This is a genomic window from Halomonas beimenensis (assembly GCF_002549795.1).
GTDB classification, from domain to species: Bacteria; Pseudomonadota; Gammaproteobacteria; order Pseudomonadales; family Halomonadaceae; genus Halomonas; species Halomonas beimenensis.
Genome location: NZ_CP021435.1, coordinates 1,777,358 through 1,804,301, shown reverse-complemented (window position 1 = coordinate 1,804,301; position 26,944 = coordinate 1,777,358). Strand labels below are relative to the sequence as shown.

The following is a 26,944-nucleotide window of genomic DNA, read 5'->3' as shown; positions in this document are numbered from 1 at the left end:
GGAAAAAAGTCGTCAGTGCGTACTGATCATCGAGTGAGAAGATGCCGTGTCTTCCGCTCGAGTTTCTTCATCTTTCGGCGACGTCTTTTCACGCAACGCCACCTCGAGGACTTCATCGATCCAGCGGACGGGCCGGATATCGAGGGCCTCCTTGATGTTGTCCGGAACCTCCTTCAAGTCGCGGCGGTTCTCCTCCGGAATGAGCACCGTCTTTATACCACCGCGCCTGGCGGCCAGCAATTTCTCCTTGAGCCCGCCGATGGGCATGACCTCGCCGCGCAGGTTGACCTCGCCGGTCATCGCCACGTCGCAGCGCACCGGGCGCCCGGTGTAGGCCGAGATCATGGCGGTGACCATGGCGATGCCCGCACTGGGCCCGTCCTTCGGGGTGGCGCCCTCGGGCACGTGGATGTGCAGGTCTTCCTTCTCGAAGCGCTCCGGGTCGATGCCGAAGGACGGTGCTCGGGCCCTCACCACCGTCTGGGCGGCGCTCACGGACTCCTTCATCACCTCGCCCAGCGAGCCGGTCTTGTTGATGCGCCCCTTGCCCGGGGTCACCACCGACTCGATGTTCAGCAGCTCGCCGCCCACCGAGGTCCAGGCCAGGCCGGTGACGCGGCCCACCTGGTCCTCCTGGTCGGCCAGGCCATAGCTGTAGCGCCGGACGCCGGCATAGGCCTCGATGTCCGCGGCCGCCAGCTGGACCGGCGCCTGGGCCCCTCCCTGCCCCTCCTTCTCGAGGCGCTCGCGCAGCACCTTGCGGCAGACCTTGGCGATCTGGCGCTCCAGCTCCCGCACCCCGGCCTCGCGGCTGTAGTAGCGGATCAACTCCAGCAGGGCCTCGTCGGCGAAGCTCAGCTCGTCGTCCTTGAAGCCGTTGGCCTTGAGCTGCTTGGGCACCAGGTAGCGCTTGGCGATAGCCAGCTTCTCGTCCTCGGTGTAGCCGGGCAGGCGGATGACCTCCATGCGGTCGAGCAGCGGCCCCGGGATGTTCATCGAGTTGGCGGTACAGATGAACAGCGTCTCGGACAGGTCGTAGTCCAGCTCCAGGTAGTGGTCGCTGAAGGTGTCGTTCTGCTCCGGGTCGAGGACCTCGAGCAGGGCCGAGGCCGGGTCGCCGCGGTGATCCATGCCGATCTTGTCGACCTCGTCGAGCAGGAACAGCGGGTTCTTGACCCCGGCCTTGCTCATGCGCTGGATGATCTTGCCGGGCAGCGAGCCGATGTAGGTGCGGCGATGGCCGCGCACCTCGGACTCGTCTCGCACCCCGCCCAGCGCCAGCCGCACGTACTTGCGGTTGGTCGCCCGGGCGATGGACTGCCCCAGGGAGGTCTTGCCCACCCCGGGCGGCCCCACCAGGCAGAGCACCGGCCCCTTGAGCTTCTTGACCCGCTTGTGCACGGCCAGGTACTCGAGGATGCGTTCCTTGACCTCCTCCAGGCCGTAGTGGTCCTCGTCGAGGACCTTCTGGGCGTGCAGCAGGTCGTGGCGCACCCGGGTGCGCTTCTTCCAGGGCACCGAGATCAGCCAGTCCAGGTAGGAGCGCACCACGGTGGCTTCCGCGGAGGACGGCGACATCATGCGCAACTTGCCGAGCTCCTGCCTGGCCTTGTCGGCGGCCTCCTTGGGCATCCCCGAGGACTCGATGGCCTGCTCGTACTTGTCGGCCTCGTTGGGCGCGTTCTCGAGCTCGCCCATCTCCTTCTGGATGGCCTTCATCTGCTCGTTCAGGTAGTACTCGCGCTGGGACTTCTCCATCTGGTCCTTGACCCGTGAGCGGATGCGCTTCTCCACCTGGAGCAGGTCGATCTCGGACTCGATCAGCGCCATCAGGTGCTCGATGCGGTCGCGCACCCGGTCCATCTCGAGCAGCTGCTGCTTGTCGTCGATCTTCAGCGACAGGTGGGCGCAGATGGTGTCCACCAGCCGGCTGGGGTCCTCGATGCCCGACAGCGAGTTGAGCACCTCGTTGGGCACCTTCTTGGACATCTTGACGTACTGCTCGAACTGGTTGAGCAGCACCCGCACCAGGGCGTCCTGCTCGCGCTCGGTCAGCGGCACGCTCTCGCGCAGGGCCACCTCGGCGCGGCTGTAGCCGTCGTCCACGGCCAGGATGTCGCGGATGTCGGCCCGGGACTCGCCTTCGATCAGCACCTTGACGGTGCCGTCCGGCAGCTTGAGCAGCTGCATGATCTCGGCCACGGTGCCGATGGCGAACAGGTCCTCGTTGTCGGGATCGTCCTTGCTGGCCTCGCGTTGCGCCACCAGCAGCACGCGCTTGTCGGCCTCCATGGCGGCCTCGAGGGCCTGGATGGACTTCTCACGGCCGACGAACAGCGGAATGACCATCTGCGGGTAGACGACCACGTCCCGCAGCGGCAAAAGGGGCAGACTCAGGGTCTGTTCGGCGTTCTGCTGCATCGCAGACGTTCCTCAAACGATCGGTTGGATACCAAGGGAGTGGGGGCGAAGGCCCGGCATTGCAAGGTCGCGCCGACGGCCCGGCAAAGAAAAGGGCCGCCTGGGCGGCCCTTTGCGGATGCAGACCCCTCAGCGGGCGTCTCGAAGGCGCTAGGCTGTGTCTGGAAGTCGGCGAGCGCAGACACTTTTCAGACATTGCCTAGCCGTCGGTGCCGTCGCTTCGCTTCGCCTCCTCCTGCTGGGAGTAGATCAACAGCGGCTCGCTCTCGCCGGCGATCACCGAGGCGTCGATCACCACCTTGGACACGCCCTCCAGGGACGGGATCTCGTACATGGTGTCGAGCAGCACCGACTCGAGGATGGAACGCAGGCCGCGGGCCCCGGTCTTGCGGGCCATGGCCTTGCGGGCCACCGCGCGCAGGGCGTCCTCGCGGAAGTCAAGCTCCACGCCCTCCATGTCGAACAGCCGGCCGTACTGCTTGATCAGCGAGTTCTTCGGCTCGGTGAGGATCTGGATCAGGGCATCCTCGGTGAGCTCGGTGAGGGTCGCGATCACCGGCAGGCGCCCGACGAACTCGGGGATCAGGCCGAACTTGACCAGGTCCTCGGGCTCCACGTCCAGCAGCAGGTCGCCCACGCCCTTGGTCTCGTCCTTGCTCTTGACCTCGGCGTTGAAGCCGATGCCGCCCTGCTCGGCGCGGTCACGGATGACCTTGTCGAGGCCGGCGAAGGCGCCGCCGACGATGAACAGGATGTTGCCGGTGTCGACCTGCAGGAACTCCTGCTGCGGATGCTTGCGCCCACCCTGGGGCGGGACCGAGGCGGTGGTGCCCTCGATCAGCTTCAGCAGCGCCTGCTGCACGCCCTCCCCGGACACGTCCCGGGTGATGGAGGGGTTGTCCGACTTGCGCGAGATCTTGTCGATCTCGTCGATGTAGACGATGCCGCGCTGGGCCTTGTCCACGTCGTAGTCGCACTTCTGCAGCAGCTTCTGGATGATGTTCTCGACGTCCTCGCCGACGTAGCCCGCCTCGGTGAGGGTCGTGGCATCGGCGATGGTGAAGGGCACGTTGAGCAGCCGCGCGAGCGTCTCGGCCAGCAGCGTCTTGCCGCTGCCGGTGGGGCCGATCAGCAGGATGTTCGACTTGCCCAGCTCCACCTCGTCCTTGGCGCCGTAGCGCAGCCGCTTGTAGTGGTTGTAGACCGCCACCGACAGCACCATCTTGGCGCGGTCCTGGCCGATCACGTAGTCATCGAGGGTGTGACGAATCTCGCGGGGGGCGGGCAGACGCTCCTCGTCGCTCTCGGCATCGGCATCGAGCACCTCCTCGCGAATGATGTCGTTGCACAGATCGACACACTCATCGCAGATATAGACGGACGGGCCGGCAATCAGCTTGCGCACCTCGTTCTGGTTCTTGCCGCAGAACGAGCAGTACAGCAGCTTGCCGCCTTCGTCCTTGCCTTTGCCGTCGGCCATTCGCGTACCTCTCTCGCAGCGGCGGCCCGCGGGCCGCCGGGAATCACGTAATCAGAGCGTGGTTGATTTCACGCTATCAGGATGTCGGCCGCTTATCCAGCACGGCATCGATCAGGCCATACTCCGCGGCCTGGGCGCCGTTCATGAAGTTGTCGCGGTCGGTATCCCGGGCGATGGTCTCGATGTCCTGGCCGGTGTGGTGGGCCAGGATCTGGTTGAGCCGATCGCGGATACCGAGGATCTCGCGGGTATGGATCTCGATGTCCGAGGCCTGACCCTGGTAGCCGCCCAGGGGCTGGTGGATCATCATCCGCGAGTTCGGCAGGCAGTAGCGCTTGCCCGCCGCGCCCCCGGCCAGCAGCAGCGCGCCCATGCTCGCCGCCTGGCCGATGCAGACGGTGGAGACATCGGGCTTGATGAACTGCATGGTGTCATAGACCGACATGCCGGCGGTGACGGAGCCCCCCGGGGAATTGATGTAGAGGTGGATGTCCTTGTCCGGGTTCTCGGACTCCAGGAACAGCAGCTGGGCCACCAGCAGGTTGGCCATGTAGTCTTCCACCGGCCCCACCAGGAAGATCACGCGCTCCTTGAGCAGGCGGGAGTAGATGTCGTAGGCCCGCTCGCCGCGTGCGCTCTGTTCGACCACCATGGGCACCAGGCCGCCGGCGGATTGAATATCGAACTCGTTGCTCATGGGTGATGTCCTTGCATCCGGTGTATGGAAGCGACGCCTGGCACCCCGCCCGGCAACCGCCGGGCGGGAGGGCCGGAGTGACCGTCAGGCCTGGGCTTCGCCCTCGGCCTCGTCGGCCTCCTCGGCTTCGCCGCCCTGCTGCTGGGCCGCCGCCAGGGCCTCCTGATAGCCCATCTCGACGTCCTTGACGTCGGCCTGGCCGAGCAGCACGTCCACGGCCTTCTCCTCGAGGATGGCGGACTTGACCTGGTCCTTCATCTGGTCGTTGCTCAGGTAGTACTCGACCACCTTCTCCGGCTCCTGGTACTGCTGGGCCAGCTCCTCGACCTTGGCCTTGATCTCGTCGTCGGAGGCCTCGAGCTCGTGGCGCTTGATCACCTCGGCCAGCAGCAGGCCGATCTGCACACGGCTCTTGGCCTGCTCGGCGAACAGCTCGTTGGGCAGCTGGCTGACGTCGAAGTCCTCGCCCAGGCCGAACTGCTGGGCGGCCTGCCGCTTGAGCCCGTCGGTCTCCTGCTGAATCAGGGACTGCGGCACCGGGATGTCGTTGGCCTTCTTCAGCGCCTCGAGGACCTGCTGCTTGACGCGGTTGTCGACCGCCTGCTCGGCCTCGCGGTTCATGTTCTTGGTGATCTCGGCCCGGAACCGGTCCAGGTCACCGTCCTCGACGCCGAACTGCTTGGCGAACTCCGCGTCGACCTCGGGCAGGGCCTGCGCCTTGACGGCATTGACCTTGACCTTGAAGGTCGCTTCCTGGCCGGCCAGCTGCTCGGCCTGGTAGTCCTCGGGGAAGGTGACCTTGAGCTCCTTCTCCTCACCGGCCTGGGCGCCCACGAGCTGCTCCTCGAAACCGGGGATGAAGCTGCCGGAACCGATCACCAGGTCGTGGCCCTCGGCGCTGCCGCCCTCGAAGGGCTCGTCGCCCAGGAAGCCCTGGAAGTCGATGTTGACCTGGTCGCCGTCCTCGGCGGCACGCTCGACCTCTTCCCAGCCGGCGTTCTGCTTGCGCAGGGTCTCGATCATCTCGTCGACGTCGGCGTCGGTCACCTCGACCACGGGACGCTCGACCTCGGTGCCCTCGATGGAGGCCAGTTCGATTTCCGGGTAGACCTCGAGGGTGGCGGTAAATTCCAGGTCCTTGCCGGCCTCGTTGACGTCGGCCTCGATCTGCGGATAGCCGGCCGGATTCAGGTTCTCGTCGGTGATGGCGCGCACGTAGCGCTCGCGCATCACCTCGCCGACCACCTCGTCGCGCACGCCGCGGCCGTAGCGCTGGCGAATCACCGACATCGGCACCTTGCCCTTGCGGAAACCGTCCAGACGCACGTTCTTGGCCGCTTCCTTGAGGCGAGCGGCCACGGCCTCGTCGATCTCGGCGGCCGGCACCTGCACCTTGATGCGGCGTTCAATCTGGGAGGTCGTATCGACGGAAACTTGCATGAAATGTCCTCTGCCGACTGGGGCGTTCTGTGGGTGGCGTAAAAGGTTCAAAGAGAGGGATTCTATGAATCCCGCCGGGCAGTGGCAAGCGCCCTGGCTGACCATATGGGGACGTCGCCCGCGTTAGACAAGGGACGGGCACGGATTTCTCCCGAAGGCCGCGAACGACTGGCCGCCGACGCCAACGGCGTCGCGCCTGACGCGTCGCACCGGGTCGACTCGATGAAGGAGAGCGGAATATAAAGGAAGAAGGCGAGGCAATGGGGTGGATGATGGGGATCGAACCCACGACCACCGGAGCCACAATCCGGGGCTCTACCACTGAGCTACATCCACCACTGCCTGGAAAGGATGTCGAGATGGGGTGGATGATGGGGATCGAACCCACGACCACCGGAGCCACAATCCGGGGCTCTACCACTGAGCTACATCCACCATATCGACACTGCTCGACCGAGTCGTCCGACCGCGCCGCCACCGGAGTGGCACGCCCAGCAGGACTCGAACCTGCAACCTACGGCTTAGAAGGCCGTTGCTCTATCCGGTTGAGCTATGGGCGCATGATACGTTCCCGAGCGCCTGACCGCAAGCCATGAATGAAATTTCTTTCAACTCAATCAATGGCTTGTGGTCGGGGTGGAGGGATTTGAACCCCCGACATCCTGCTCCCAAAGCAGGCGCGCTACCAGACTGCGCTACACCCCGCCGGCTCTTGCACGGCCCTGACGCCGCCGCAGGGGCCTCGTCAAGCGCTGCGTATTCTACGGAACTCTCCGCCCCCGTCAAGGCCACAACGCCCGGCGGTCAATCATTTAGCGCCCAAGCGCCCAAGCGGCCAAGCGGCCAAGCGGCCAAGCGGCCAAGCGGCCAAGCGGCCAAGCGGCCAAGCGGCCAAACGGAGGCTCGAGTAGAAAGTAGAAAGTCGCAAGGAAACTCAGCGGAGTGGCTCAGCAGGCTTCACGTGCATGCCTCACCACCTGCCGCCCGTCACCGGACAGCTCGGCGCTTGTAGCTTGGCGCTTTCCACTTTCCACTTTCCACTTTCTACTTGGCAGCTCGGCGCTATCAGCTTGGCGCTCGACGCTTGCTTGGCCGGGCCGCCGGGGCATGCGAAAATCGCCCCCTCCTTTCCATCATCCGACCACCAGAGGGAAGTTCGATGACCGCCCAACTGATCGATGGCAAGTCCATTGCCGCCCGAGTCCGCCAGCAGGTCGCACGCCAGGTGCAGGCACGCCGCGAGGCCGGTGGACGGGTGCCGGGACTCGCCGTCGTGCTGGTGGGCGAGGACCCGGCCTCCGCCGTCTACGTGCGCAACAAGCATCGCGCCTGCGAGGAGGCCGGCATCCAGTCGATCAAGCACCAGCTGCCGGCCGGGACCTCGCAGGAGGAACTCGAGGCCCTGGTCGACCGGCTCAACGCCGACACCGCCGTCGACGGCATCCTGGTCCAGCTGCCGCTGCCCGACCACCTGGATCCCCGCCCGATCCTCGAGCGCATCCTGCCGCACAAGGACGTGGACGGCTTCCATCCCTACAACCTGGGACGCCTGGCCCAGCGCCTGCCGCTGCTGCGCCCCTGCACCCCCAAGGGCGTGATCACCCTGCTGCAGGAGACCGGCCTGAAGCTCCGCGGCCTGGATGCCACCGTGGTCGGCGCCTCCAACATCGTCGGCCGCCCCATGGCGCTGGAGCTGATGCTGGCCGGCTGCACCACCACCGTCTGTCACCGCTTCACGCGGAACCTGGAGGAGCACGTGCGTCGCGCCGAGCTGCTGGTGGTCGCGGTGGGCCGCCCGGGGCTGGTCAAGGGCGAGTGGGTGCGCGACGACGCCATCCACATCGCCGTGGGCATCAACCGCCAGAAAGATGGCCGCCTGGTGGGCGACGTGGAGTTCGAGCCCGCCGCCGCCCGCGCCAGCTACATCACCCCGGTCCCGGGCGGGGTCGGTCCCATGACCGTGGCCTCGCTGCTCGAGAACACCCTGCTGGCCGCCGAGATGCATGACGCCATGGCGTGAGAGCGCCGAGCGCCGAGCTGCGAAGTGGAAAGTAGAAAGTGGAAAGTAGAAAGCGCCAAGCGCCGAGCCGCCAAGCTGTCCGGTGACGGGCGGCTAGTGGTCAGCCAGAACCGCGAAACCCCGCCGGGCCACCTCGCTGGTTTCCTTGTTACTTTTTACTTTCACTTCGTGCCTTCGCTAGAATAGGCCGCTTAGCATTTTCCCGACTCGCGAGGTCCGTCGATGAGCGACAAGATGAACGTCGAAAGCTTCAACCTGGACCACACCAAGGTGAAGGCCCCCTACATTCGTCTGGCCGACATCAAGACCGGCGAGCACGGCGACCGCATCCACAAGTACGACATGCGCATCTGTCAGCCCAACCAGGCCCACATGGAGATGCCGGCGCTGCACTCCCTGGAGCACCTGATGGCGGAGCTCTCGCGCAACCACTCGGACAAGGTCGTCGACATCAGCCCCATGGGGTGCCAGACCGGCTTCTACATCGCCATGATCAACCACGACGACTACGACGGCGTCCTGGCGCTGGTCGAAGGCACCCTGAAGGACGTGCTGGACGCCGAGGAGGTCCCGGCCTGCAACGAGATGCAGTGCGGCTGGGCCGCCAGTCACAGCCTCGAAGGGGCCAAGGACATCGCCCGCGGCTTCCTGGCCAAGCGCGACGAATGGACCCAGGTCTTCGCCCAGGAAGGCTGAACCGGGCGCTGCCCCCACCCCCTCCCCCCTGACCCAGCGGAGACCCGGATAGAATGAAACGCATCGGCATCATCGGCGCCATGGCCCAGGAAGTCGCCCGGCTGGCGGCCCTGCTCGAGGATCGCGAGACCCGCACCCATGTGGGCTCCACCTTCCACCGGGGACGCCTGCACGACGGCGAGGTGGTGATCCTGCAATCGGGCATCGGCAAGGTGAACGCCGCCATCGGCACCACCCTGCTGCTGGACATGTACCAGCCCGAGGCGATCATCAACACCGGCTCCGCCGGCGGCTTCGGCGAAGGGCTGGAGATCGGCGACGTGGTGGTCTCCAGCGAGGTGCGCCACCACGACGTGGACGCCGTGGTGTTCGGCTACGAGCACGGCCAGGTGCCCGACATGCCCGCCGCCTACTCGCCCGACGAGCGCCTGGTGCGCGTGGCCCGGGAGTGCGTCGAGGCGATGAACGAGGTCCGCGTGGTGGAAGGGCTGATCGCCACCGGCGACGTCTTCATGGCCTGCCCCGACCTGGTCGCGAAGACCCGCTCGCGCTTCCCGACCATGCTCGCCGCCGAGATGGAGGCCGCGGCCATCGCCCAGACCTGCCACCTCTATGGCTGTCCCTTCGTGGTGATCCGGGCGCTCTCGGACATCGCCGGCGGCGGCGACAACCACCTGTCCTTCGAGGAGTTCCTGGACAAGGCGGCCGATCACTCCACCCGCATGGTCACCGCCATGGTGGCCCGCCTGGCCGAGCCCGCGACCGCGGACGCGCCCGTGGAGAGCTGAGCCATGGGACCGCGGCGCGCCCGACTGCTGGGGCTGGCCCTGTGCCTGCCCCTGCTGGCCGCGGGCTGCGCCGCGACCCACCTGAGCACCGACGGCTCTCCCGCCATCCGCGACACCGCCTCCCCTGCCGCCCCCTCACCCGGCTACTCGTTCCGGCGCCTCGACGACCGACCCTATACCCCGCCGGACTGGCCGCAATCGCTGACCGCCGACCTCTATCTTCCCGACACGCCGGGGTCGTCACGGCGTCCGGCGGCCCTGGTCGTCCACGGCGGCGGCTGGCAACGCCGCGGCCCCGAGGACATGGCGGACATCGCCGAACGCCTGGCCGCCCGTGGCTACGTGGTCGCCAACATCGCCTACCGGTTCGCTCCCGAGTACCGCTTCCCCGCCCAGCTGGACGACCTGCGGGCAGCCATGGACTGGCTGCACGCCCATGCCGAGGCCTGGCGCATCGACACCCGGCGCATCGTCGGGGTCGGCTATTCCAGCGGCGCCCACCGGGTCAGCCTGCTGGCGAGCCGTGGACCTTCCCCCGGCGGGTCCCACCCCGGGCTCGCGGCGGTGGTGGCCGGCGGCCTGCCCAGCGACCTGCTCAAGTTCGACGACGGCCGCCTGGTGGTGGAATTCATCGGCGGCACCCGGGCCGAGAAACGCGATGCCTATGTGCAGGCCTCCCCCGCCCGCCAGGTCACCCCCGCCACGCCGCCCCACTTCCTGTTCCACGGCCGGCTGGACGCCCTGGTGCCGGTGGATCACGCCACCGACATGTACGCCCGGCTCGCGGCGGCGGGCGTCCCCGCCGAGCTCTACCTGCAGCCCCTGCGGGGGCACATCACTTCCTTCCTCACCGGCGATGACGCCCTGGAGGCCGGCCTCGCCTTCCTCGAGGAGCAACTCGGCGGCGAGCAGTAAGCGGCAAGCTGCAAGCTCGGCGCTTTCTACTTTCTACTTGTCACTTTCTACTGGGCTGCTCGGCGCTAGCCGCTGAACTTCCACTCCAGCGTCTCGCCGGCCTGCAGCGGCACGATGCTCTGCCCCTCCGCATAGGGCAGGCTCTCCGGCAGGGTCCAGGGCTCGCGTACCAGGGTCACGGTGTCGGCGTTGCGCGGCAGGCCGTAGAAGTCCGGCCCGTGGTGGCTGGCGAAGCCTTCCAGGCGCTCCAGGGCGCCGGCCTGCTCGAAGGCGGTGGCATAGAGCTCCAGGGCGGCCGGGGCGGTGTAGGCGCCGGCACAGCCGCAGGCGCTTTCCTTGTCGCCCTTGGCATGGGGGGCGCTGTCGGTGCCGAGGAAGAACTTGCCGCTGCCGGAGGTCGCCTCGTCGAGCAGCGCCTGGCGATGCCGCTCGCGCTTGAGGATCGGCAGGCAATAGTAGTGGGGCTTGATGCCTCCCACCAGCATGCGGTTGCGGTTGAACAGCAGGTGATGGGCGGTGATGGTGGCCCCCACGTTGGCCGGCGCCTCGGCCACGAAGGCCGCGGCGTCGGCGGTGGTGATGTGCTCGAAGACCACCTTGAGGTCCGGGTGTCGCTCGAGCAGCGGCTTCATGACCCGCTCGATGAACACCGCCTCGCGGTCGAAGATGTCGATCTCGGCGTCGGTGACCTCGCCGTGCACCAGCAGCGGCATGCCCAGGCGGGCCATGGCGGCGATGGCCGCGTCGCAACGCGCCAGGTCGGTGACGCCGGAGTCGGAGTTGGTGGTCGCCCCGGCCGGATAGAGCTTGACCGCCTGGACCAGGCCGGAGGCATGGGCCCGCTCGATCTCCTCGGCCGAGGTGCGGTCGGTGAGGTAGAGGGTCATCAGCGGCTCGAAGGCGTTGCCCTCGGGGACCGCGGCCAGGACCCGCTCCCGATAGGCCAGCGCCTGTTCGGTGGTGGTCACGGGCGGCTTGAGGTTAGGCATGATGATGGCGCGGCCCATCTGCCGGGCGCTGGCGGGCACCACGGCGGCCAGGGCCGCCCCGTCGCGCAGGTGGAGATGCCAGTCGTCGGGACGGGTCAGGGTAATCGAGTTCACGGCGTGTCCTGTCTGGGCGGTGGGTTCGCGATGGTGCCCATTGTACCGCATGGCCCCGCCGGACTCAGCGGCGAGAGCCCGGGAACGGCGAAAAGCCCTTCACGCCGAACGAATTTGCCGTATCATCGCAGCCGTGGAAATGCCATGAGGATGACATGCCGAAGGTACGCTACTACGCCGACCTCGTCGCCATTCTGGCCGGCCTGATGTGGCTGCTGGTCTACTGGTCGGTGAGCTATTCGGTGCACATCGACAACATCGAACCCACCCTGGCCGCGCTGCTCATCGCCGGCAGCCTGATCATGATCAGCTTCGTGCATCGCCCGATCCGGGTGCTGCTCAGCCGCTACCACGTGCGCAAGCGGCGTACCGAGATGTGGATGCACATCCTCGCCCTGCCCCTGGGCCTCGCCTTCCTGCTGGCCATGGTGATCGATCACCTGATCACGCCGCTGAACGGCGAACAGAAGATGCTGCTGTTCAACGTCCTGGCCACGGCGGGCTGGCTGGTCTTCATCATCACCCTCGCCGTGAAGCTGATCTATCGCCTCGTCACCGAGCGCCGACGCGCCCGCCGGACCGCCGAGGCTCGAGTAGAAAGTAAAAAGTAGCCAGGAAACCCAGGCCGGACCTTCCTTCCAAAAGAAAGCCCCGCAGGGATCACCGGCGAGGCCTTCTTTCCACTTTCTACTTGCCACTTCGCAGCTGACGTAGGCCGGATAAACGAGCCTGCGAGTGCATCCGGCGTCCACCGAGCCAGATCTATCGGCTCGTCACCGAGCGCCGCCGCGCCCGCCGGACGCCGAGGCTCGAGTAGAAAGTAAAAAGTCGCAAGGAAACCCAGGCCGGACCTTCCTTCCAAAAGAAAGCCCCGCAGGGGATCACCGGCGAGGCCTTCGGGGTTCCTTGTAGCTTGTGGCTTGTGGCTCGCCGCTCGACGCTTTCCACTTTCCACTTGTCACTTTCTACTTGGCAGCTCGGCGCTTGTAGCTTGGCGCTCGGCGCTTTCCACTTTCCACTTGCCACTTCGCAGCTCGGCGCTTAGAACCGGTCGACCCGAAACGGCTCCATGTCGATCTCCGGCTTCTCGCCCTCCATCATCTGTGCCAGCAGCCGCCCGGTCGCGGGGCCCAGTGTGAAGCCCTGGTGGCCGTGACCGAAGGCGCACCATAGCCCGGCCTGCCCCGGGACCGGCCCGATCACCGGCTTCATGTCCGGGGTGCAAGGACGTGCGCCCTTCCAGGGCTCCGGGTCCAGGCGCTCGCCCAGCGGATACAGCTCCCGGGCCTTGCCCTCGGCGGCGGCGAGCTGGCGAAGGTGCGGCGGCGCCTCCAGGCGTTCCAGTTCCGCCCCCGTGGTCAGGCGGATCCCCGCCCGCATCGGCGCCAGCAGGTAGCCCACCTCGGCATCCATCACCCAGTGGTTCAGCCGGGCCCGGCCGACGCTGCCGTAGTGCATGTGATAGCCGCGCTTGACGAACAGCGGCACGGAGATCCCCAGCGTCGACAGCCAGTCCCGGGACCAGGGGCCCAGCGCCATCACCAGGTCGTCGCCGGTCTCGTCCCCCGCCTCGGTGGTCACCCGCCAGCCCCGGGACGAGGCCTCGAGGCCACGCACCTCGGCCTGGACGATGCGCCCGCCCTCGGCCTCGAAGGCACGGGCGTAGGCCTGCACCAGCCCTCCCGGATCGGCCACGGTCCAGGGATCCAGCCAATGGATGGCGCCGGCCAGGTTCTCGGCCAGGCTCGGCTCCAGGTCGGCCAGCTCGGTGGCGTCCAGGGCGCGATGCCGGACCCCGAAGCGCGCCTCGCTGTCCCGGGCCTCCTCGAGACGGTCCGCCAGGGCCGCCTCGCTGCGATAGACCTCGAGCCAGCCCTCCCGCTGGACCAGGTCCTCGGCCCCGGCGGCCTCGATCATGGGCGCGTGGGCCTCCAGGCAGAGGCCGATCAGCGAGGCGTATTGGGGCACGATGTCGCGGTAGCGGCGCGGCGCGGAGTTGTGCCAGTACTGCAGCAGGGGCCAGGCGGCCCGGAGCATGCCGGCGGGTCGGTAGCGGATGTCCACCTCGCGGTTGGGCAGCACCCGCATCAGGGTGCCCAGGTCCCGGGGGAAGGGATAGGGACGCACCGCCTCGCGCTGGATGATGCCGGCGTTGCCGAAGGAGGTCTCGCGGCCGGGCTCACGGCGATCGACCAGCGTGACTGCGTGCCCCCGCCGCACCAGGTGCCAGGCCACCGAGACCCCGACCATGCCGGCTCCCAGAACGATGATGTGTCGTGCCATCCTGCATCTCCCTTGCCATGAACGCCGGCCCGCCACCCGGCGGACCGCAGGCCTCCATTCTAGCAGGACGAAACGGCACAGTATCTGGCCTGGAGCAAGCTGCAAGCTGCAAGCTGCAAGCTGCAAGCTGCAAGCTGCAAGCTGCAAGCTGCAAGGCAGTGTGATGCCCCCCAGGCAGGCTACAAGGAGTTTCCTTGTAGCTTGTGGCTGCCCGAAGGGCGAGGGGTTTCCTTGTAGCTTGCTCCTTGTAGCTTGTAGCTGCCCGAAGGGCGAGGGGTTTCCTTGTAGCTTGTAGCTTTCTCCTTTCTACTTTCCACTTTCTACTTTGCAGCTCGGCGCTTGTAGCTGCCCGAAGGGCGCTTCCCTACCCCGACCGCTCCCCCTCCTCCGACAGCTTGGCGCGGATGAAATCGCCATGGCTCACGTGGAGCAGCTCCGCCAGGCGCCGGATGCGGTGTTCCTCGAGGGCATCCTTGTGCCCGTCGCTCAGCGCCAGGGACCACATCAGCCGTACCAGCTCGCAGCGCTCCCGGTAATCGCAGCCGTCGCGCACCTGACGCACGAAGCGGTGGTGGTCCACCGCCGTCTCGGTCTCGCCCCGGGCCCGGCGGACCAGCGCGGCGACCTCCCCCTCCGGCAGGTCGAAACGCTCGGCCAGGATCTCGCCCAGCCGGACCTCTTCGGCCTCCTCCAGGCGGTAGTCGGCCCGGGCCACCTCGAACAGCAGCACCGCCGTGGCCAGGGCCAGGGTGGGCTCGGCCTTTTCAGGGGCCTCGCCAGGCGCCATCATGTCCTGGAGCTTACGTTGCAGGGACTGGATCATAATGGACTCCCGAAATGCCTGATATCGCCCCCGTCATCGCCCTGGCGAGCGGCGTCGGCGCCCTGGCCGCGGGGCGCAGCGCCTGGCGCCGCCGGGCCGTCAACGCCTGGCCGTCGGCCCGGGCCCGCGTCGACCACACCGAGGTGGAAGAGGTCCACGGGCAGCACCGGCGCGAGGAGCGGGACGACCGGCCGCGTCGCTTCCTGGCCCGGGTCCACTACACCTTCGAGGTCGAGGGGGTCACGTACCGTTCCGACAATGGGCGCTTCGATGGCGTTCCCGCCTTCGCCAGCCGACAGGAGGCCGAGGCCCACCTGGCCCGGACGCCACCGGGCAGCACGCTGACGATCCGCCATGCCCCCGACGATCCCGAGCTGACCCAGCTCGGCGAGCGCCGCCTGCCCCTCGCCCGCCTGGGACTGGCGGCCTTCCTGCCCAGGCTGTGCGCCATGGCGCTGTGGCTATCCTTGCGTTGAACCCCTGGAACGGAGACATCATGCCCCGCTTCGCCGACCACCTCTACGCCCCCGGCCCCGACAACCCCTTTCCCGGCCTGCGGGTGCTGGAACGCCGCCTGGGCCGCGAGATCCCCCATCGGCTGGGCTCCAACGAGGGCCTGGACATGCCCCACACGGCGCTGCGTCGCCATTTCGGCGACGCCATGGTGGAGCACGTCTACTGCTACGGGGACGCCGAGGCCCTGGGCATCCGCCGTCGCATCGCCGACCAGCAGGGCATCCCGCTGGAGGCCCTGCTGGTGGACGCCGGCGCCGACAGCCTGCTGGCCCTGGTCCTGCGCGCTACCGCCACGCCCGGCACCCCGGTCATCGCCTCCGCCGGGACCTACCCCACCTTCGGCTACTTCGCCCGCGCCCAGGGCTGCCGACTGGTGGAGATCGCCTACGACGAGGGCCCCGACCGCCTGGCACCGGATCTCGAGGCCCTGGCCAGGGCCGCCCACGAGGAAGACGCCAGGCTGGTCTACCTGGCCAACCCCGACAACCCCTCCGGCCACCTGCACGACGACGACGCCATCCGCCGGTTGCGGACGGCCCTCCCCGCGGACTGCTGGCTGCTGCTCGACGAGGCCTACCACGACTTCCGCCCCGACGCCGACGCCCCCTTCGCCGCCGAGGTGCTGCCCGGCGTGATCCGTTGCCGTACCCTGTCCAAGGCCCATGGCCTGGCCGGGCTGCGGGTGGGCTATGCCATCGCCGAGCCCGAGACCCTGGCGATGCTGATGAAGGTGCGCATCCACTACGCCGTCTCGACCCTCTCCCAGGCCGCCGCCGAGGTGGTGCTCGACCACCCGGAGGAGACGCGGGCCCACGTCCAGGCGGTGATCGAGCGCCGCGACCGGCTGGCCGCCCACTTCCGGCGCCTGGGCGCGGACGTCCTGCCCAGCGCCACCAACTTCCTGGGCATCCGGCTTGCCGATGCCGAGCTCGCCCGACGGGTGCAGGCCGAGCTGCTCGAGGCGGGGCGGCTGATCGCCCGCCCCGCGCACCCGGGGCTCGGGCACCTGCTGCGCATCACCGCGGTTGAGGACGCCCTGGTGCCGGGCCGCCTGGCGGCGCTGGAGGCCGTCCTCCCGGGAGCCTGAGGGCGTGACGGAAGCGCCGAGCGCCGAGCGCCGAGCGCCGAGCGCCGAGCGCCGAGCAGCCAAGGGTCGAGGGACAAGTGGAAAGTAGCAAGTAGCAAGTAGAAAGTAGAAAGTAGAAAGTAGAAAGTAGAAAGTATGAGGTGGTCCCTTGTAACTTGATACTTGATACTTGTTACTTTGTACTCGAGGGGAATAGCGCCAGCGAATCCACCGGTTCCGCTACCCCCGGGAGAGCTTGACGAAGGCCGGCCGAGGCATCAGCAACGTCAACGCCTGATAAAGGTGGCGCGGCCGCAGGGCGGCCATCCTCAGGTTGGCCAGGTCCCGCGTGACCCGCTGTCCCTGGCGCTTCTTGTCTACCGCCCAATCGAGGATCTGCCGATTGATCGCCGCCCGCAGGTAGTGGCGCTCGCACCGCGCCAGCCCCGGCTCCAACTGGGGCTGCAAGGCGACACAAGGGTGCGGCCCCTCGGGTATGCTGGTACAGCTCCGGCGACCCTCCGGCGTCACCACCCAGAGGCTGGTGACGGTGTCGTCGTAGTGCATGGCCTCGAGGGCGCAGAGGGTCCGTAGCCAGAAGCAGGCCGCCGCCCCGCGGGCCGGCTGCACCGCCGGAAACCCTCCCAGCTCGAGGAACCACTCCCGCCGGAAGCAGCCGCCGTTGACGTGCAGGTAATCGCAACGGGCGAAGGCCGCCAGGGCCTGCTGACGGGTCAACACCCCCCGCACGGCGCAGGATGCCCGCGGGACGCGTCTATGCCCTTCCATGCGCTGGTGGCCGTTCACGAACAGGGACAGGTGCGGGTGCGCGGCGATGGCGTCGGCAAACCCCGACAGATGATCGAAGAGCAGCAGGTCCTGGGGGTCGAAGAACACCAGCCAGCGCCCGGAGGCCAGGCGGGCGCCCTGGTTGCAGGCCTCCTGCACCGGGGTGTCGGCGGCCGCCTCGATCAGGTGCAGCCGGCCCTGGGCCTCCTCGCGTGCCAGGCGTTCCAGGGAGCCGTCCGAGGAGCCGCCGTCGACGACGATGAACTCGTAGTCCTGGAGGGTCTGCTGGTAGACGCAGGAGAGCGCCGAATCGAGATGGTCGGCCTGGTTGTAGACCGGCATCACCAGGGTAAAGAACGGCATCAAACACTCCTCTCAGGATGACGAACCACCCAATATCCCCACCTCGCCGCGACCCTCACCGCCGGCGCGGCGAAACGCCATCCCGCCGCCGGCTGGGGCCGGTGAGGCGACGCGCCACCCAGCGTCCCAGGCGCCGTAGGCGCTGCAACAGGACCAGGCCCCCATCGAGATAGCCGCCCAGCGCCAGGCGCCAGGGGGCACCGGCCTCCAGGGCCCGCATCATGGCGAGATCGTTGTGATCGACCAGCCTGCCACGGCTGAGCTTGAAACGGCGCACGCGGTCGAAGGACACGAACCTCAGGCCCTCGACCTGGAGGTGGTACCGCGGGTTCTCCACCAGGCTCGCCTTGTCGAGGCCGTGATGCACCAGTTGGGCATCGTTGGCGACGAAGGGCGGCGCCGGCCGGAGGGGCTCCCCGAGGGTCAGGAAGCGCAGGTCGCGGCACGGACGAATCCCGTAGAGCTCCAGGACCAGATCCTCGTCGAAGACCGTGGCGGTGGCCGGCAACCCCTGCTCCTGCAGGAAGGCATTCAACTGCTGCAGGCGACTCGGCCAGCGATCGGCGAAGCGCCGATGCCTGGCATGGTTGACGAAATGCACCCCGGTGGGCCTGAGCAGCAGGGCGGCGATGTCGCTCGCCTCGCGTTCGTCGCTCAACAGCAGCCAACCGTCGTCCCCGAAGCGCGACGGCGTGTCCATGCCCGCCGCCAGGATCAGGCGCCGCACGCGCAGCACCATGCCGACCGGCATGGCCGCCGGCCAGGCCGGCGGCACGGGGGCCAGCCGGGCGACCAGGTAGCCCCAGCCCCCCGGGGTCACGCCGAGATCCACCGCCTCGATCACCACCCCCGGAGGCGGCACGGGCTCCCCCCAATCCAGCACCCGCGGCTGTAGCCCCAGGAGGGTCATGCCCTCCGGGGGGCCGTCCTCCTCGTCACCTTGGCGGGGGGATGCAATCATGGTCGCGGGCTCCCTGCGATGAGCAGTGTCCAACGGCCTGCCGAAGGCCTCTCGACGCTGGATGAACGGCGAGCGGTCGATGCCTCCATCGATCGCTCGCCAACCGGCAGGCGGGACTGCCCTGCCCCTCCCCCGAAGCGCCGTTCAGGCCTCTCCGGAGGATCGAAACCGTTCCTGCAGGAGCAGCTTGCCGACGCCCTCCTTGCGCAGCTTCGCCTCCCTCGATCGTGCGTCTTGCCGCGCCTGCCAGACGTGATCCACCAGCGGGCCGTCCGGGGCATATCCCAGCGAGGCCGAGGCCAGCAGCCGCTGGATCCCCCCGGGGTCGGGACGCCGCATGACCCCATTGAGCTCGTCGAGGAAGGCCTCGAGTTCGTCCCATCCCCAGCTGGCCTCGCGGCAGGTCATGATCCGGGGATGGGCGGTCGCCGCGACGTCGTCGCCGATCAGCAGTTCCTCGTAGAGCTTCTCGCCGGGGCGCAGGCCGGTGAAGACGATCTCGATGTCGCCCTCGGGATGCTCGGCATCCTTCACCTCCAGGCCGGCCAGCCGCACCATGTTCGCCGCCAGCTCGGCGATGCGCACCGGCTCGCCCATGTCGAGCACGAAGACCTCGCCGTTGCCGCCCATGGCCCCGGCCTGGATGACCAACTGGGCCGCCTCGGGAATCGTCATGAAGTAACGGGTGATGTCCGGGTGGGTCACCTCCAGGGGGCCGCCCTGCTCGATCTGGCGACGGAAGCGCGGCACCACCGAGCCGCTCGAGCCCAGGACGTTGCCGAACCGCACCATGCAGAAGCGTGGCCGGCCATTCCCCTCCTCCCGGGCCGCCAGCGCCTGGCAGATCAGCTCCGTCAGGCGCTTGGAGGCTCCCATCACGTTGGTGGGGCGCACCGCCTTGTCGGTCGAGACCATCACGAAGCTCTCGACGCCTGCCGCCACCGCCGCCCGGGCCAGCCCCAGAGTCCCGAAGACGTTGTTGCGCAGCCCCTCGACCAGGTTGCACTCCACCAGGGGCACATGCTTGTAGGCGGCGGCGTGATAGACGGACTGGACCGCGAAGCAGTCCAGGATCTCGCGCATGCGCTCCCCTTCCCGCACCGAGGCCAGCAAGGCGTGGACCTTGACGCGCTCCCCTCGGTCCGCGACCCAGGCCTGGAGTTCCTGGTCGATCGCATAGAGCGCATACTCGGCATTGTCCACCAACACCAGGGCACGAGGCCCCTGGGCGATGACCTGCCGGCACAGCTCGGCCCCGATCGAGCCGCCCGCGCCGGTCACCATGACCACCTTGTCGCGGATGTCGGTCGTCATCAGCGCGGGAAAGGGCGGCACCGGCTCCCTGCCCAGCAGGTCCTCGACCTGGACATCGCAGGTGTCGGCGATCCGGGCCCGTCCGGAGACGAGGTCGTCGGCGCCGGGAATGGTCTGGACCGGCACCGAGAACCGCGCCAGCATCTCGAGGATCTGGCGCCGCCGGCAGCGCGGGGCACTGGGGATCGCCAGCAGGATCTGGGCGATCCCATGGCGGCGGATGAGCGACGGCAAGGTGGCAGGCGGATGGACCGGCAGCCCCTCGACCAGGGAGCCGTGGAGGCCCCGCCAGTCATCCACGAACGCCAGGGGACGATAGCGCTCCCCCTGGTGAAGCGAATGCGCCAGCTCGCAGCCGGCGGCCCCCGCGCCATAGATGATCACCGGCTGGCGCTGGGGGCGCCGGCTCCATCGGTAGAGTTCGTGCAGCGACAGGCGCGAGCCCACCACCGCCAGGATGGCCAGCATGGCGAACACCGGTTCGGCCTGCCAGGCGACGGGCCAGCCGAGGGCCATGTCGAGCCCATGAAGGAGCCCGGTCAGCAGCAGGACCCCCAGCATCAGCGACGACATGACCTTGAGGGTCAGGAAACGCAACACGATGCGATACCCGCCCAGGACCCCGAACACCAGTGGCGTGGCGAGCATCACGGCACCCAGCAGCCCCCAGGTAACCGGGGTGGCCAGGGTATCCTCCCGGCTGGCCAGCAGCTGGGCGATCACCAGCGCCAGGCCGACCAGCAGCGTGTCCGACAGACGCAACAGATTGCGCTTGTAGCAACGCGGCAACCGGACCAATCGCTCCAGTATCCTCATCGCTCGTTCCCTGCCAAGATGTATCGTTGTTATTTCGCCCCCGTGGCAGGGCGCACGCCCCCGCCACCAAACCACATCACAGCTCGCCGACATCATCGGCGGACGACGCCACGTCACCCGGGAGCGTCAGGGTGGGCAGCAGCAGGCTGATCACGCTGTTCCAGCGCGCCAGCGGCGCGGCGGTGACATACACCACGTCCTGGGGTTGCAGGGGAAAGCGCGTGCCCAGCATCAGGCGAGTCGCATCGCTGATGTCGAGCTGATAGACGGTGGCGAGCTTGTCGGCCCCGGCGTCGTGCCCGCGGACGACGAAGATCCCGGAGGGCTCGGCCCGCCGCTCGTCAACCACGACGGCGCGCGCCAGGGCGTCGGTCAGGTTGATGCGCTCGTTGCCCAGCTCGATGGTCCCGGGCCTCAGCACCCGGCCGAGCACCGCCACGTTCTGGTTCTCCGAGGTCGGCACGTGCAGGATGTCCCCGTCGCGCAGCAATCGGTTCTGGGTCAGGTCGCCGCGCCGCATCAGGTCGAACAGCGACAGACGCTCCTCCCGGCCGTTGCGCGTCAGGCGCACGTTGTGCCAGTCGGCGTCCGGGCGCGCGCCCCCCACCTCGCTGATCGCGTCCAGGATGGTCAGGGGCTCGACATCGAGGGGCACCATGCCCGGGGTGACCACGGCCCCGCTGACATAGACCTTCTGGGAGCGGAAGGCGGCCACGCCCACCTCCAACTGGGGATCGGTGATGACCGAGCTCAACCGACGGGTCAAGAGCCGACGGACCTCCTCCAGCGTCAGGCCCGCCACCTGAACGCGCCCCACGTAGGGATAGAACATGGTGCCGTCCGGCCGCACCCGGTTGCCGGCCTCCTCCGGGGAGCGCTCCGCGCCGGCCGGAATGGTGAGCTCGGGATGGTCGTAGATGATCACGCTCAGCACATCCCCCGGCCCCACCCGATACTCATAGGAGGCGATGGCCTCACGCAACGCGGGCGGGGCGGGTCGGGCGATTCGGCCGGTGGCCTGGCCGTCGGCCATGCCCCGTACCACTCGCGGAGTGATCGGCACCAGGTCGACCCGTTCCGCCAGATCGCCCCCCGCTTCCTCCGGCGCGATGTGCCCCCCCGGGGCGAAGGCGCATCCTGCCGTGCCGAGGATGAGGGCGAACAGGATCAACAGCCCGATCCCGCGTCCGGCCATCCCCGGGTTTCTTGAACGACGTTCGGCGACTTCCCCCATCGCACTGGCCCCCTGCTGGTGTCCCCTTGACGCTACCGCCGGAAGGCGAAAAGGCCTTCGTAACGGAATTAAACCGGTCTCACTCCCCTTGCACACGCCGTAACATGCTTTGCCATGGGTCTTTTGCGGCAGTTACATTCAGCTTACGAAGTCACGACCGACCTACCGCACCAATTATCTCCGCCATCGAGAGGGGGATATCCCACCTCGACGAGGGAAGCCGCACGGCTTAGGAAGCCAGGGAGGCATCAGGAGAAAATTGACGGAAGAGGGAAGAGGGAAGAGAGAAGAGAGAAGAGAGAAGAGAAGTAGAGGGCAGGAATGGGAAGATGCCAAGGGAGAGAGGCAGGCATTGGCCGGGCGATACCCTGGGCCACAACGCAAGCGGGGCGCCTTCCGGCGCCCCGCTTGCAGTGTAACTTTGTGTAAGGATAGGGAGCCTAGGCGTAAGCGAACGGGCAACACCGCTTGCCGGTAATCAGTCGGTGTGCTGCCAGTTGTGAGGCAGGAGTTCGCTGAGCTGGCTGGCCTTATGTGTCGGCAGCCGTTCCAGCACATCCTTCAGGTAGGCGTAGGGCTCATGGCCGTTCAGCTTGGCGCACTGGATCAGGCTCATGATGGTGGCGGCGCGCTGGCCGCTGCGCAGTGACCCGGCGAACAGCCAGTTGCTGCGGCCCAGCGTCCAGGGGCGAATCAGGTTCTCAACCCGGTTGTTGTCGATCGTCAGCCCGCCGTCGTCGAGGTAGCGTGTCAGCGCCACCCAACGCTTCAGGCTGTAGTCCAGCGCCTTGGCCGTCGCCGAGCCGTTCGGCACCTTCTCGCGGTGAGCCAGCATCCAGCGGTGCAGCGCGTCGGCGATGGGCCTCGCTCGTGTCTCTCGCAGTCGTTGGCGCTCTTCCGCGGTGAGCGTCTGTGCCTCGCGCTCCACCTGGTAGAGCTGGCCGATCAGCTCGATGGCCTGCTTGGCGATCTGGCTCTTGCCGGCCACATGCAGGTCGACGAACTTGCGACGCGCATGGGCCATGCAGCCGATCTCGGTGACGCCGTTGGCGAAGCTCTGCTTGTAGCCGCTGTAGTCGTCGCAGATCAGCTTGCCCCGCCAGTCGCCGAGGAAGTCACGGGCATGCTGCCCGCCGCGACTCTCGCTGAAGTCGTAGACCACCGCCTTCAACCCGGCGTAGGGCGTGGTGGCGTAGGCCCAGAGGTAGGCGCGGTGCGTCTTCTTCTTGCCCGGGGCCAGCATCGGCACCGGGGTCTCGTCGGCATGCAGCACCGGCTCGCTGAGCAGTAGGTCACGTAAGGCATCGATCAGCGGTTGGAGCCGCACGCCGCAGATGCCGACCCATTCGGCGAGGGTGGAGCGCGGGATTGCCACGCCAGCCCGGGCGAAGATCTGCTCCTGACGATACAGCGGCAGGTGGTCGGCATACTTGGCGATCAGCACCTGGGCCAACAGGCCGGCGGTGGGAATGCCCTTGTCGATGATCTGCGCCGGCATCGGGGCCTGGGTCAGCGTCTCGCACTGGTCGCAGACCCACTTGCCACGGATATGGCGCTCGACGTGGAACACGCCCGGGGTGTAGTCGAGCTTCTCGCTGATCTCCTCGCCGATTCGCCGCAGCTGGCAACCGCAGGCGCAGTGCTCGCTTTCCGGGTCATGGCGAATCTCGGTGCGCGGGAGTTCGGGCGGCAAGGGGGCGCGCTTGGGCGTCTTCCTGGGCGTCGGCGACGTGGAGGCGAGCTTCAGCTCCTCCAGCTCGGTCTCGATGGCGGCGATGTCGGCATCCACCACCTCGTCCAGCAGGCTGATCTGCAGGACGTTGAGCTGCTCGCTGCGCTTGCCGAAGGCATGGCGCTTGAGCAGCGCCAGTTCGTAGCTCAGCTTCTGATTGACTTGCTCGGTATGCCGCAGCGTTTTCTGACTCTGCGCCAGTGCCTGTTCCTGCTGCTCGACCTGCGACATCAGGGTTGCCGCCAGGTGACGGAGTTGATCGGGAGTGAGCTGGGACAGATCGGGCGGCGTTTTCATCCGCCAAGTATGCCAGCCCGCCGGCGACAGCGGGATTAGCGCATCCGCGAATAGCCGGGCCGCCAAGTCTGTGCCGCTCATCACACGACCGAGATCACCCCGTCGGCACCGAGACGCTGCCAGGGCAGGCCTTGCACCAGCGCCGTCACCTGCTCGGAACACAGCGCGACGCGATCGCCGTGCCAGTTACCGGCCCAGTGGAACTTGCCCTGGTTCAAACGCCGGGCGCACAGCCAGACGCCCAGGCCATCGTGAACCAGCACCTTCATGCGGTTGCCGCGACGGTTGGCAAAGAGATAGGCACAGTGCGGGCGAGCCGCGCCGAACACCTTCACCACCCGAGCCAGCGTCGTATCCGGGCCGGCGCGCATGTCCAGCGGCTCGGTGGCCAGCCAGATCTCGTCGATACGGATCATCCCAGCAGCCCTTTCATCCACTGCGCGCACTGGGCCGCCTCGGCGACCGGCCAACGCACGGTGATCGTGCCATGCGCCGAGGGCACCTCGATCCGGATTGCCGCGGCGGAAGTGGGAGGCGTAGGGGAATCAGCCGTTGCTGCCGGGGCCGGAAGTGGCACGAACTCCGGCACGGTCGGCAGTTGGCTCTGGCGTTTGGCCTTGCGAATCCAGGTCTGGACGAGGTTGGTGTTGAGCCCGTGCTGCAGGGCGATCTGGGCAATCGAGGCGTCGCCCTGTAGGCAGGCCGCGACGATCTTGGCCTTGAACGACGGGGTATAGCGACGGCGACGACGGACCTCGCGTTCGGTGCTTGGGGATGTCATGAATAGGTGCCCATCTATTGTTACGTGGGCACCTACTGTCACCGGCCAAGGCCCTTCGCAGAAGGTGTGTTCAGCGACCGGTTACGCCTAGGCGCCCTGCAGCGAGTTCCCCCGCCCCACCGCATAGTACATCAGCCCGTGCCCCTGGACCGTGGCCGGGTCGAAGAGGTTACGGCCATCGACGATCACCGGCATGGCCAGCTCGTCCTTGAGCCAGGCGAAATCCACGGTGCGGAACACCTTCCACTCCGTGCAGATCACCAGGGCGTCGGCGCCCGCCACCGCCTGCTGGCGATCGGCGACCAGCGCCAGGTCGTCGCGCGGCCCGTAGATCCGCCGGCACTCGTCCATGGCCTCGGGATCATAGGCCCGGACCCGGGCGCCGGCGGCCCACAGGGCCTCCATCAGGGTGCGGCTCGGGGCGTCGCGCATGTCGTCGGTGTTGGGCTTGAAGGACAGCCCCCAGACCGCGATGGTGCGCCCGGCCAGCTGGCCGTCGAAGGCGCGGGAGAGCTTGGCGAACAGCGTCTGCTTCTGGCGGTGGTTGACCGCCTCCACCGCCTGCAGCAGGTCCGCCGGGTAGTCGACGTCACCCGCGGTGCGGGCCAGGGCCTGGACGTCCTTGGGGAAACAGGAGCCCCCATAGCCGCAGCCCGGGTAGATGAAGTGGTAGCCGATGCGGGGGTCGGAGCCGATGCCCCGGCGCACCTGCTCCACGTCCGCCCCCAGCCGCTCGGCCAGGTTGGCGATCTCGTTCATGAAGCTGATCTTGGTGGCCAGCATGGCGTTGGCGGCGTACTTGGTGAGCTCCGCAGCCCGCACGTCCATGAACATCAGCTTTTCCTGAAGCCGGATGTAGGGCCCATAGCACTCCCGCATGAGCCCCTTCACCCATTCGGATTCGGTGCCGACGATGATCCGCGCCCCCTGGGTGAAGTCCTCGATGGCGTTGCCTTCCTTGAGGAACTCGGGGTTGGAGCAGACCTCGAACGCCAGGGACTCGCCCCGCTCGTCCAGCACCCGCGCGATGGTGTCGCGCACGCGGTCGGCGGTGCCCACCGGCACCGTGGACTTGTCGACCACCACCACCTCGTCGGTCATGTGGCGGCCGATGGTCTCGGCCACGGCCAGCACGTACTGGAGATCGGCGCTGCCGTCCTCGTCGGGGGGCGTGCCCACGGCGATGAACTGCAGGGTCCCGAAGCGCACCGCCGCCTCGGCGTCGGTGGTGAAGCGCAGCCGCCCTTCTGCCATGTTGTGCCGCACCAGCGTCTCGAGGCCGGGCTCGTAGATCGGGATCTCGCCGGCCTCGAGCCGAGCCACCTTGTCGGCATCCACGTCCATGCAGACGACGTCATGGCCCACGTCGGCCAGGCAGGTACCGGTGACCAGGCCCACATAGCCCGTGCCGAAGATCGTGATTTTCATTCCTTAAGCTCCAACTCGCGTCTAGATCGTCATCATCGGGGGTGGCTGATTCGGCCAGGACGGCCGTCACTCCATGACGGCCCGGCCCCCCAGGGGAGCCGGCGCCTCACGTGGGGCGACATGGCGAAAGGCGCTCCATGGCCAAGAGAGTCGGCATGCCCCTATACGAGCTTGAGCAACTGACCAACTGCCTCCTGTTGGCTCATATATGCGGTGTTAAGCGTCAGTTCGGCCCGGGTGGGAACCTCATAGGGACTGTTGATGCCGGTGAAGTCCCGGATCTTGCCCTCCCGTGCCTTCTGGTAAAGGCCTTTGGGGTCCCGCTGCTCGCAGATGTCCAGCGGCGTGTCCACGTGGACCTCGATGAAGTCGCCTTCATCGAATAGCCGCCGGACCGTCTCACGGTCGGTGCGAAACGGCGAGATGAAGGCGGTGATCACGATAACGCCCGCCTCGGCGAACAGCCTGGCCACTTCTCCTACCCGGCGGATGTTCTCGGTACGGTCGGCCTCGCCCATGCCCAGGTCCTTGCACAGGCCATGGCGAATGTTGTCACCGTCTAACAGCATGGTGTGATAGCCTTGGCGGTTGAGCTCGACCTCCAGGGCATTGGCCAGGCTCGATTTTCCGGAACCGGAAAGCCCGGTGAACCAAACGCACTTGCCGGCATGCCCATTGAGTTTCTCGCGCATAGCCGCGGTCACGCTCGTGCGGTTCCACACCACCTCGGCCTTGCTGTCATGCTCGCGGAACTCGTAGGGCAGCTTGCGATGTTCGTCTTTCTGTGGATGCTCCGCGCGCTGGTGGGCAATCGGCGCCGCTCGATTTGTCATGATCCCGCTCCCTGTGCAGAGGACGCCGCATGGAGTGCTCACCCTTACCGGCCTCGTCGTGCTCGAGTGGCCCGCCACTGGAGGATGTAACGATACGCTATCGAACGACGCAGCGCTGGATGCCTCGACCATGCGACTATGGAGCAGG

23 protein-coding genes and 4 tRNA genes are annotated in these 26,944 nt (G+C 67.6%); 7 read left to right on the top strand and 20 right to left on the bottom strand.

Annotated elements, in window-relative coordinates:
* Positions 1-12: 12 nt before the first annotated feature.
* The 8 genes from lon to BEI_RS08520 all read right to left on the bottom strand — a co-directional run bounded on the left by lon (position 13) and on the right by BEI_RS08520 (position 6,743).
* On the bottom strand, positions 13-2,421 hold the full coding sequence (gene lon / locus BEI_RS08555) for an endopeptidase La (RefSeq protein WP_097789114.1): 2,409 nt from the start codon (positions 2,419-2,421) through the stop codon (positions 13-15).
* A gap of 199 nt (positions 2,422-2,620) precedes the next feature.
* Entirely contained in the window at positions 2,621-3,901 is a 1,281-nt protein-coding gene (gene clpX / locus BEI_RS08550; RefSeq protein WP_097789113.1) for an ATP-dependent Clp protease ATP-binding subunit ClpX, read from the bottom strand.
* 76 nt (positions 3,902-3,977) lie between these two features.
* The gene (clpP, locus tag BEI_RS08545; protein ID WP_097789112.1) at positions 3,978-4,598 is read right to left on the bottom strand and encodes an ATP-dependent Clp endopeptidase proteolytic subunit ClpP; all 621 of its coding nucleotides are present in this window, start codon (positions 4,596-4,598) and stop codon (positions 3,978-3,980) included.
* A gap of 84 nt (positions 4,599-4,682) precedes the next feature.
* A complete protein-coding gene (tig, locus tag BEI_RS08540) occupies positions 4,683-6,038 on the bottom strand; it encodes a trigger factor (protein ID WP_097789111.1) in 1,356 nt (451 codons plus the stop codon).
* Between the two features lie 261 nt (positions 6,039-6,299).
* A tRNA-His gene (locus tag BEI_RS08535) sits at positions 6,300-6,374 on the bottom strand.
* A gap of 24 nt (positions 6,375-6,398) precedes the next feature.
* Positions 6,399-6,473 (bottom strand) — tRNA-His (locus BEI_RS08530).
* A 48-nt stretch (positions 6,474-6,521) separates the two neighbouring features.
* Positions 6,522-6,598 (bottom strand) — tRNA-Arg (locus BEI_RS08525).
* Between the two features lie 68 nt (positions 6,599-6,666).
* Positions 6,667-6,743 (bottom strand) — tRNA-Pro (locus tag BEI_RS08520).
* 454 nt (positions 6,744-7,197) lie between these two features.
* Between BEI_RS08520 and folD the strand changes: the two genes are divergently transcribed.
* The 4 genes from folD (at position 7,198) to BEI_RS08500 (ending at position 10,457) form a co-directional block, all read left to right on the top strand.
* The gene (gene folD / locus BEI_RS08515; RefSeq protein ID WP_097789110.1) at positions 7,198-8,058 is read left to right on the top strand and encodes a bifunctional methylenetetrahydrofolate dehydrogenase/methenyltetrahydrofolate cyclohydrolase FolD; all 861 of its coding nucleotides are present in this window, start codon (positions 7,198-7,200) and stop codon (positions 8,056-8,058) included.
* 222 nt (positions 8,059-8,280) lie between these two features.
* Entirely contained in the window at positions 8,281-8,754 is a 474-nt protein-coding gene (locus BEI_RS08510) for an S-ribosylhomocysteine lyase (protein WP_097789109.1), read from the top strand.
* 53 nt (positions 8,755-8,807) lie between these two features.
* Complete coding sequence (gene mtnN / locus BEI_RS08505; RefSeq protein WP_097789108.1) at positions 8,808-9,542, top strand: 5'-methylthioadenosine/S-adenosylhomocysteine nucleosidase; 735 nt, start codon at positions 8,808-8,810, stop codon at positions 9,540-9,542.
* A 3-nt stretch (positions 9,543-9,545) separates the two neighbouring features.
* Positions 9,546-10,457 carry an alpha/beta hydrolase gene (locus BEI_RS08500; protein WP_097789107.1) on the top strand — a complete coding sequence of 304 codons (912 nt, stop codon included), beginning with the start codon at positions 9,546-9,548 and terminating at the stop codon, positions 10,455-10,457.
* 65 nt (positions 10,458-10,522) lie between these two features.
* Here BEI_RS08500 and pyrC read toward each other — a convergent pair whose 3' ends face one another.
* Positions 10,523-11,560 (bottom strand): dihydroorotase, encoded by a 1,038-nt coding sequence (pyrC, locus tag BEI_RS08495; protein ID WP_097789106.1) that lies wholly within the window; start codon positions 11,558-11,560, stop codon positions 10,523-10,525.
* Between the two features lie 155 nt (positions 11,561-11,715).
* Here pyrC and BEI_RS08490 point away from each other — a divergent pair, with 155 nt between their 5' ends.
* Complete coding sequence (locus tag BEI_RS08490) at positions 11,716-12,171, top strand: hypothetical protein (RefSeq protein WP_097789105.1); 456 nt, start codon at positions 11,716-11,718, stop codon at positions 12,169-12,171.
* 430 nt (positions 12,172-12,601) lie between these two features.
* Here the strand turns inward: BEI_RS08490 and BEI_RS08485 are convergent, their stop codons facing one another.
* On the bottom strand, positions 12,602-13,843 hold the full coding sequence (locus tag BEI_RS08485; RefSeq protein ID WP_097789104.1) for an NAD(P)/FAD-dependent oxidoreductase: 1,242 nt from the start codon (positions 13,841-13,843) through the stop codon (positions 12,602-12,604).
* Between the two features lie 364 nt (positions 13,844-14,207).
* Entirely contained in the window at positions 14,208-14,666 is a 459-nt protein-coding gene (locus BEI_RS08480; RefSeq protein ID WP_097789103.1) for a tellurite resistance TerB family protein, read from the bottom strand.
* A gap of 14 nt (positions 14,667-14,680) precedes the next feature.
* Here BEI_RS08480 and BEI_RS08475 point away from each other — a divergent pair, with 14 nt between their 5' ends.
* On the top strand, positions 14,681-15,142 hold the full coding sequence (locus BEI_RS08475) for a DUF3592 domain-containing protein (RefSeq protein ID WP_097789102.1): 462 nt from the start codon (positions 14,681-14,683) through the stop codon (positions 15,140-15,142).
* 20 nt (positions 15,143-15,162) lie between these two features.
* Entirely contained in the window at positions 15,163-16,269 is a 1,107-nt protein-coding gene (locus tag BEI_RS08470) for a pyridoxal phosphate-dependent aminotransferase (RefSeq protein WP_097789101.1), read from the top strand.
* A gap of 219 nt (positions 16,270-16,488) precedes the next feature.
* Here the strand turns inward: BEI_RS08470 and BEI_RS08465 are convergent, their stop codons facing one another.
* The 9 genes from BEI_RS08465 to cysC form a co-directional block, all read right to left on the bottom strand.
* Entirely contained in the window at positions 16,489-17,400 is a 912-nt protein-coding gene (locus tag BEI_RS08465; protein WP_097789100.1) for a glycosyltransferase, read from the bottom strand.
* Between the two features lie 55 nt (positions 17,401-17,455).
* Positions 17,456-18,361 (bottom strand): hypothetical protein, encoded by a 906-nt coding sequence (locus tag BEI_RS08460; RefSeq protein ID WP_153045781.1) that lies wholly within the window; start codon positions 18,359-18,361, stop codon positions 17,456-17,458.
* Positions 18,362-18,505: 144 nt separating this feature from the next.
* The gene (locus BEI_RS08455; RefSeq protein ID WP_193765184.1) at positions 18,506-20,491 is read right to left on the bottom strand and encodes a polysaccharide biosynthesis protein; all 1,986 of its coding nucleotides are present in this window, start codon (positions 20,489-20,491) and stop codon (positions 18,506-18,508) included.
* 76 nt (positions 20,492-20,567) lie between these two features.
* Positions 20,568-21,686: a polysaccharide export protein gene (locus BEI_RS08450; protein WP_097789097.1), complete on the bottom strand. Its 1,119-nt coding sequence runs from the start codon at positions 21,684-21,686 to the stop codon at positions 20,568-20,570.
* A gap of 517 nt (positions 21,687-22,203) precedes the next feature.
* The gene (gene tnpC / locus BEI_RS08445; protein ID WP_097789096.1) at positions 22,204-23,754 is read right to left on the bottom strand and encodes an IS66 family transposase; all 1,551 of its coding nucleotides are present in this window, start codon (positions 23,752-23,754) and stop codon (positions 22,204-22,206) included.
* 80 nt (positions 23,755-23,834) lie between these two features.
* A complete protein-coding gene (gene tnpB, locus BEI_RS08440; RefSeq protein ID WP_097788508.1) occupies positions 23,835-24,170 on the bottom strand; it encodes an IS66 family insertion sequence element accessory protein TnpB in 336 nt (111 codons plus the stop codon).
* Positions 24,167-24,535, bottom strand: a complete 369-nt coding sequence (tnpA, locus tag BEI_RS08435; protein WP_097788507.1) for an IS66-like element accessory protein TnpA — start codon at positions 24,533-24,535, stop codon at positions 24,167-24,169. Before tnpA ends, tnpB begins: the two co-directional genes overlap by 4 nt.
* 87 nt (positions 24,536-24,622) lie before the next feature.
* Positions 24,623-25,963, bottom strand: coding sequence for a UDP-glucose dehydrogenase family protein (locus tag BEI_RS08430; protein ID WP_097789095.1), 1,341 nt, complete (start codon positions 25,961-25,963; stop codon positions 24,623-24,625).
* A 161-nt stretch (positions 25,964-26,124) separates the two neighbouring features.
* Positions 26,125-26,796, bottom strand: coding sequence for an adenylyl-sulfate kinase (gene cysC, locus BEI_RS08425; protein ID WP_097789094.1), 672 nt, complete (start codon positions 26,794-26,796; stop codon positions 26,125-26,127).
* Positions 26,797-26,944 lie beyond the last annotated feature (148 nt).

Excerpts from the sequence above, each read along its gene's own strand:
- lon (WP_097789114.1), bottom strand. The coding sequence starts at position 2,421 with ATGCAGCAGAACGCCGAACAGACCCTGAGTCTGCCCCTTTTGCCGCTG.
- clpX (WP_097789113.1), bottom strand. The coding sequence starts at position 3,901 with ATGGCCGACGGCAAAGGCAAGGACGAAGGCGGCAAGCTGCTGTACTGC.
- clpP (WP_097789112.1), bottom strand. The coding sequence starts at position 4,598 with ATGAGCAACGAGTTCGATATTCAATCCGCCGGCGGCCTGGTGCCCATG.
- tig (WP_097789111.1), bottom strand. The coding sequence starts at position 6,038 with ATGCAAGTTTCCGTCGATACGACCTCCCAGATTGAACGCCGCATCAAG.
- folD (WP_097789110.1), top strand. The coding sequence starts at position 7,198 with ATGACCGCCCAACTGATCGATGGCAAGTCCATTGCCGCCCGAGTCCGC.
- BEI_RS08510 (WP_097789109.1), top strand. The coding sequence starts at position 8,281 with ATGAGCGACAAGATGAACGTCGAAAGCTTCAACCTGGACCACACCAAG.
- mtnN (WP_097789108.1), top strand. The coding sequence starts at position 8,808 with ATGAAACGCATCGGCATCATCGGCGCCATGGCCCAGGAAGTCGCCCGG.
- BEI_RS08500 (WP_097789107.1), top strand. The coding sequence starts at position 9,546 with ATGGGACCGCGGCGCGCCCGACTGCTGGGGCTGGCCCTGTGCCTGCCC.
- BEI_RS08490 (WP_097789105.1), top strand. The coding sequence starts at position 11,716 with ATGCCGAAGGTACGCTACTACGCCGACCTCGTCGCCATTCTGGCCGGC.
- BEI_RS08485 (WP_097789104.1), bottom strand. The coding sequence starts at position 13,843 with ATGGCACGACACATCATCGTTCTGGGAGCCGGCATGGTCGGGGTCTCG.
- BEI_RS08480 (WP_097789103.1), bottom strand. The coding sequence starts at position 14,666 with ATGATCCAGTCCCTGCAACGTAAGCTCCAGGACATGATGGCGCCTGGC.
- BEI_RS08475 (WP_097789102.1), top strand. The coding sequence starts at position 14,681 with ATGCCTGATATCGCCCCCGTCATCGCCCTGGCGAGCGGCGTCGGCGCC.
- BEI_RS08470 (WP_097789101.1), top strand. The coding sequence starts at position 15,163 with ATGCCCCGCTTCGCCGACCACCTCTACGCCCCCGGCCCCGACAACCCC.
- BEI_RS08465 (WP_097789100.1), bottom strand. The coding sequence starts at position 17,400 with ATGCCGTTCTTTACCCTGGTGATGCCGGTCTACAACCAGGCCGACCAT.
- BEI_RS08460 (WP_153045781.1), bottom strand. The coding sequence starts at position 18,361 with ATGATTGCATCCCCCCGCCAAGGTGACGAGGAGGACGGCCCCCCGGAG.
- BEI_RS08455 (WP_193765184.1), bottom strand. The coding sequence starts at position 20,491 with ATGAGGATACTGGAGCGATTGGTCCGGTTGCCGCGTTGCTACAAGCGC.
- BEI_RS08450 (WP_097789097.1), bottom strand. The coding sequence starts at position 21,686 with ATGGCCGGACGCGGGATCGGGCTGTTGATCCTGTTCGCCCTCATCCTC.
- tnpC (WP_097789096.1), bottom strand. The coding sequence starts at position 23,754 with ATGAAAACGCCGCCCGATCTGTCCCAGCTCACTCCCGATCAACTCCGT.
- tnpB (WP_097788508.1), bottom strand. The coding sequence starts at position 24,170 with ATGATCCGTATCGACGAGATCTGGCTGGCCACCGAGCCGCTGGACATG.
- tnpA (WP_097788507.1), bottom strand. The coding sequence starts at position 24,535 with ATGACATCCCCAAGCACCGAACGCGAGGTCCGTCGTCGCCGTCGCTAT.
- BEI_RS08430 (WP_097789095.1), bottom strand. The coding sequence starts at position 25,963 with ATGAAAATCACGATCTTCGGCACGGGCTATGTGGGCCTGGTCACCGGT.
- cysC (WP_097789094.1), bottom strand. The coding sequence starts at position 26,796 with ATGACAAATCGAGCGGCGCCGATTGCCCACCAGCGCGCGGAGCATCCA.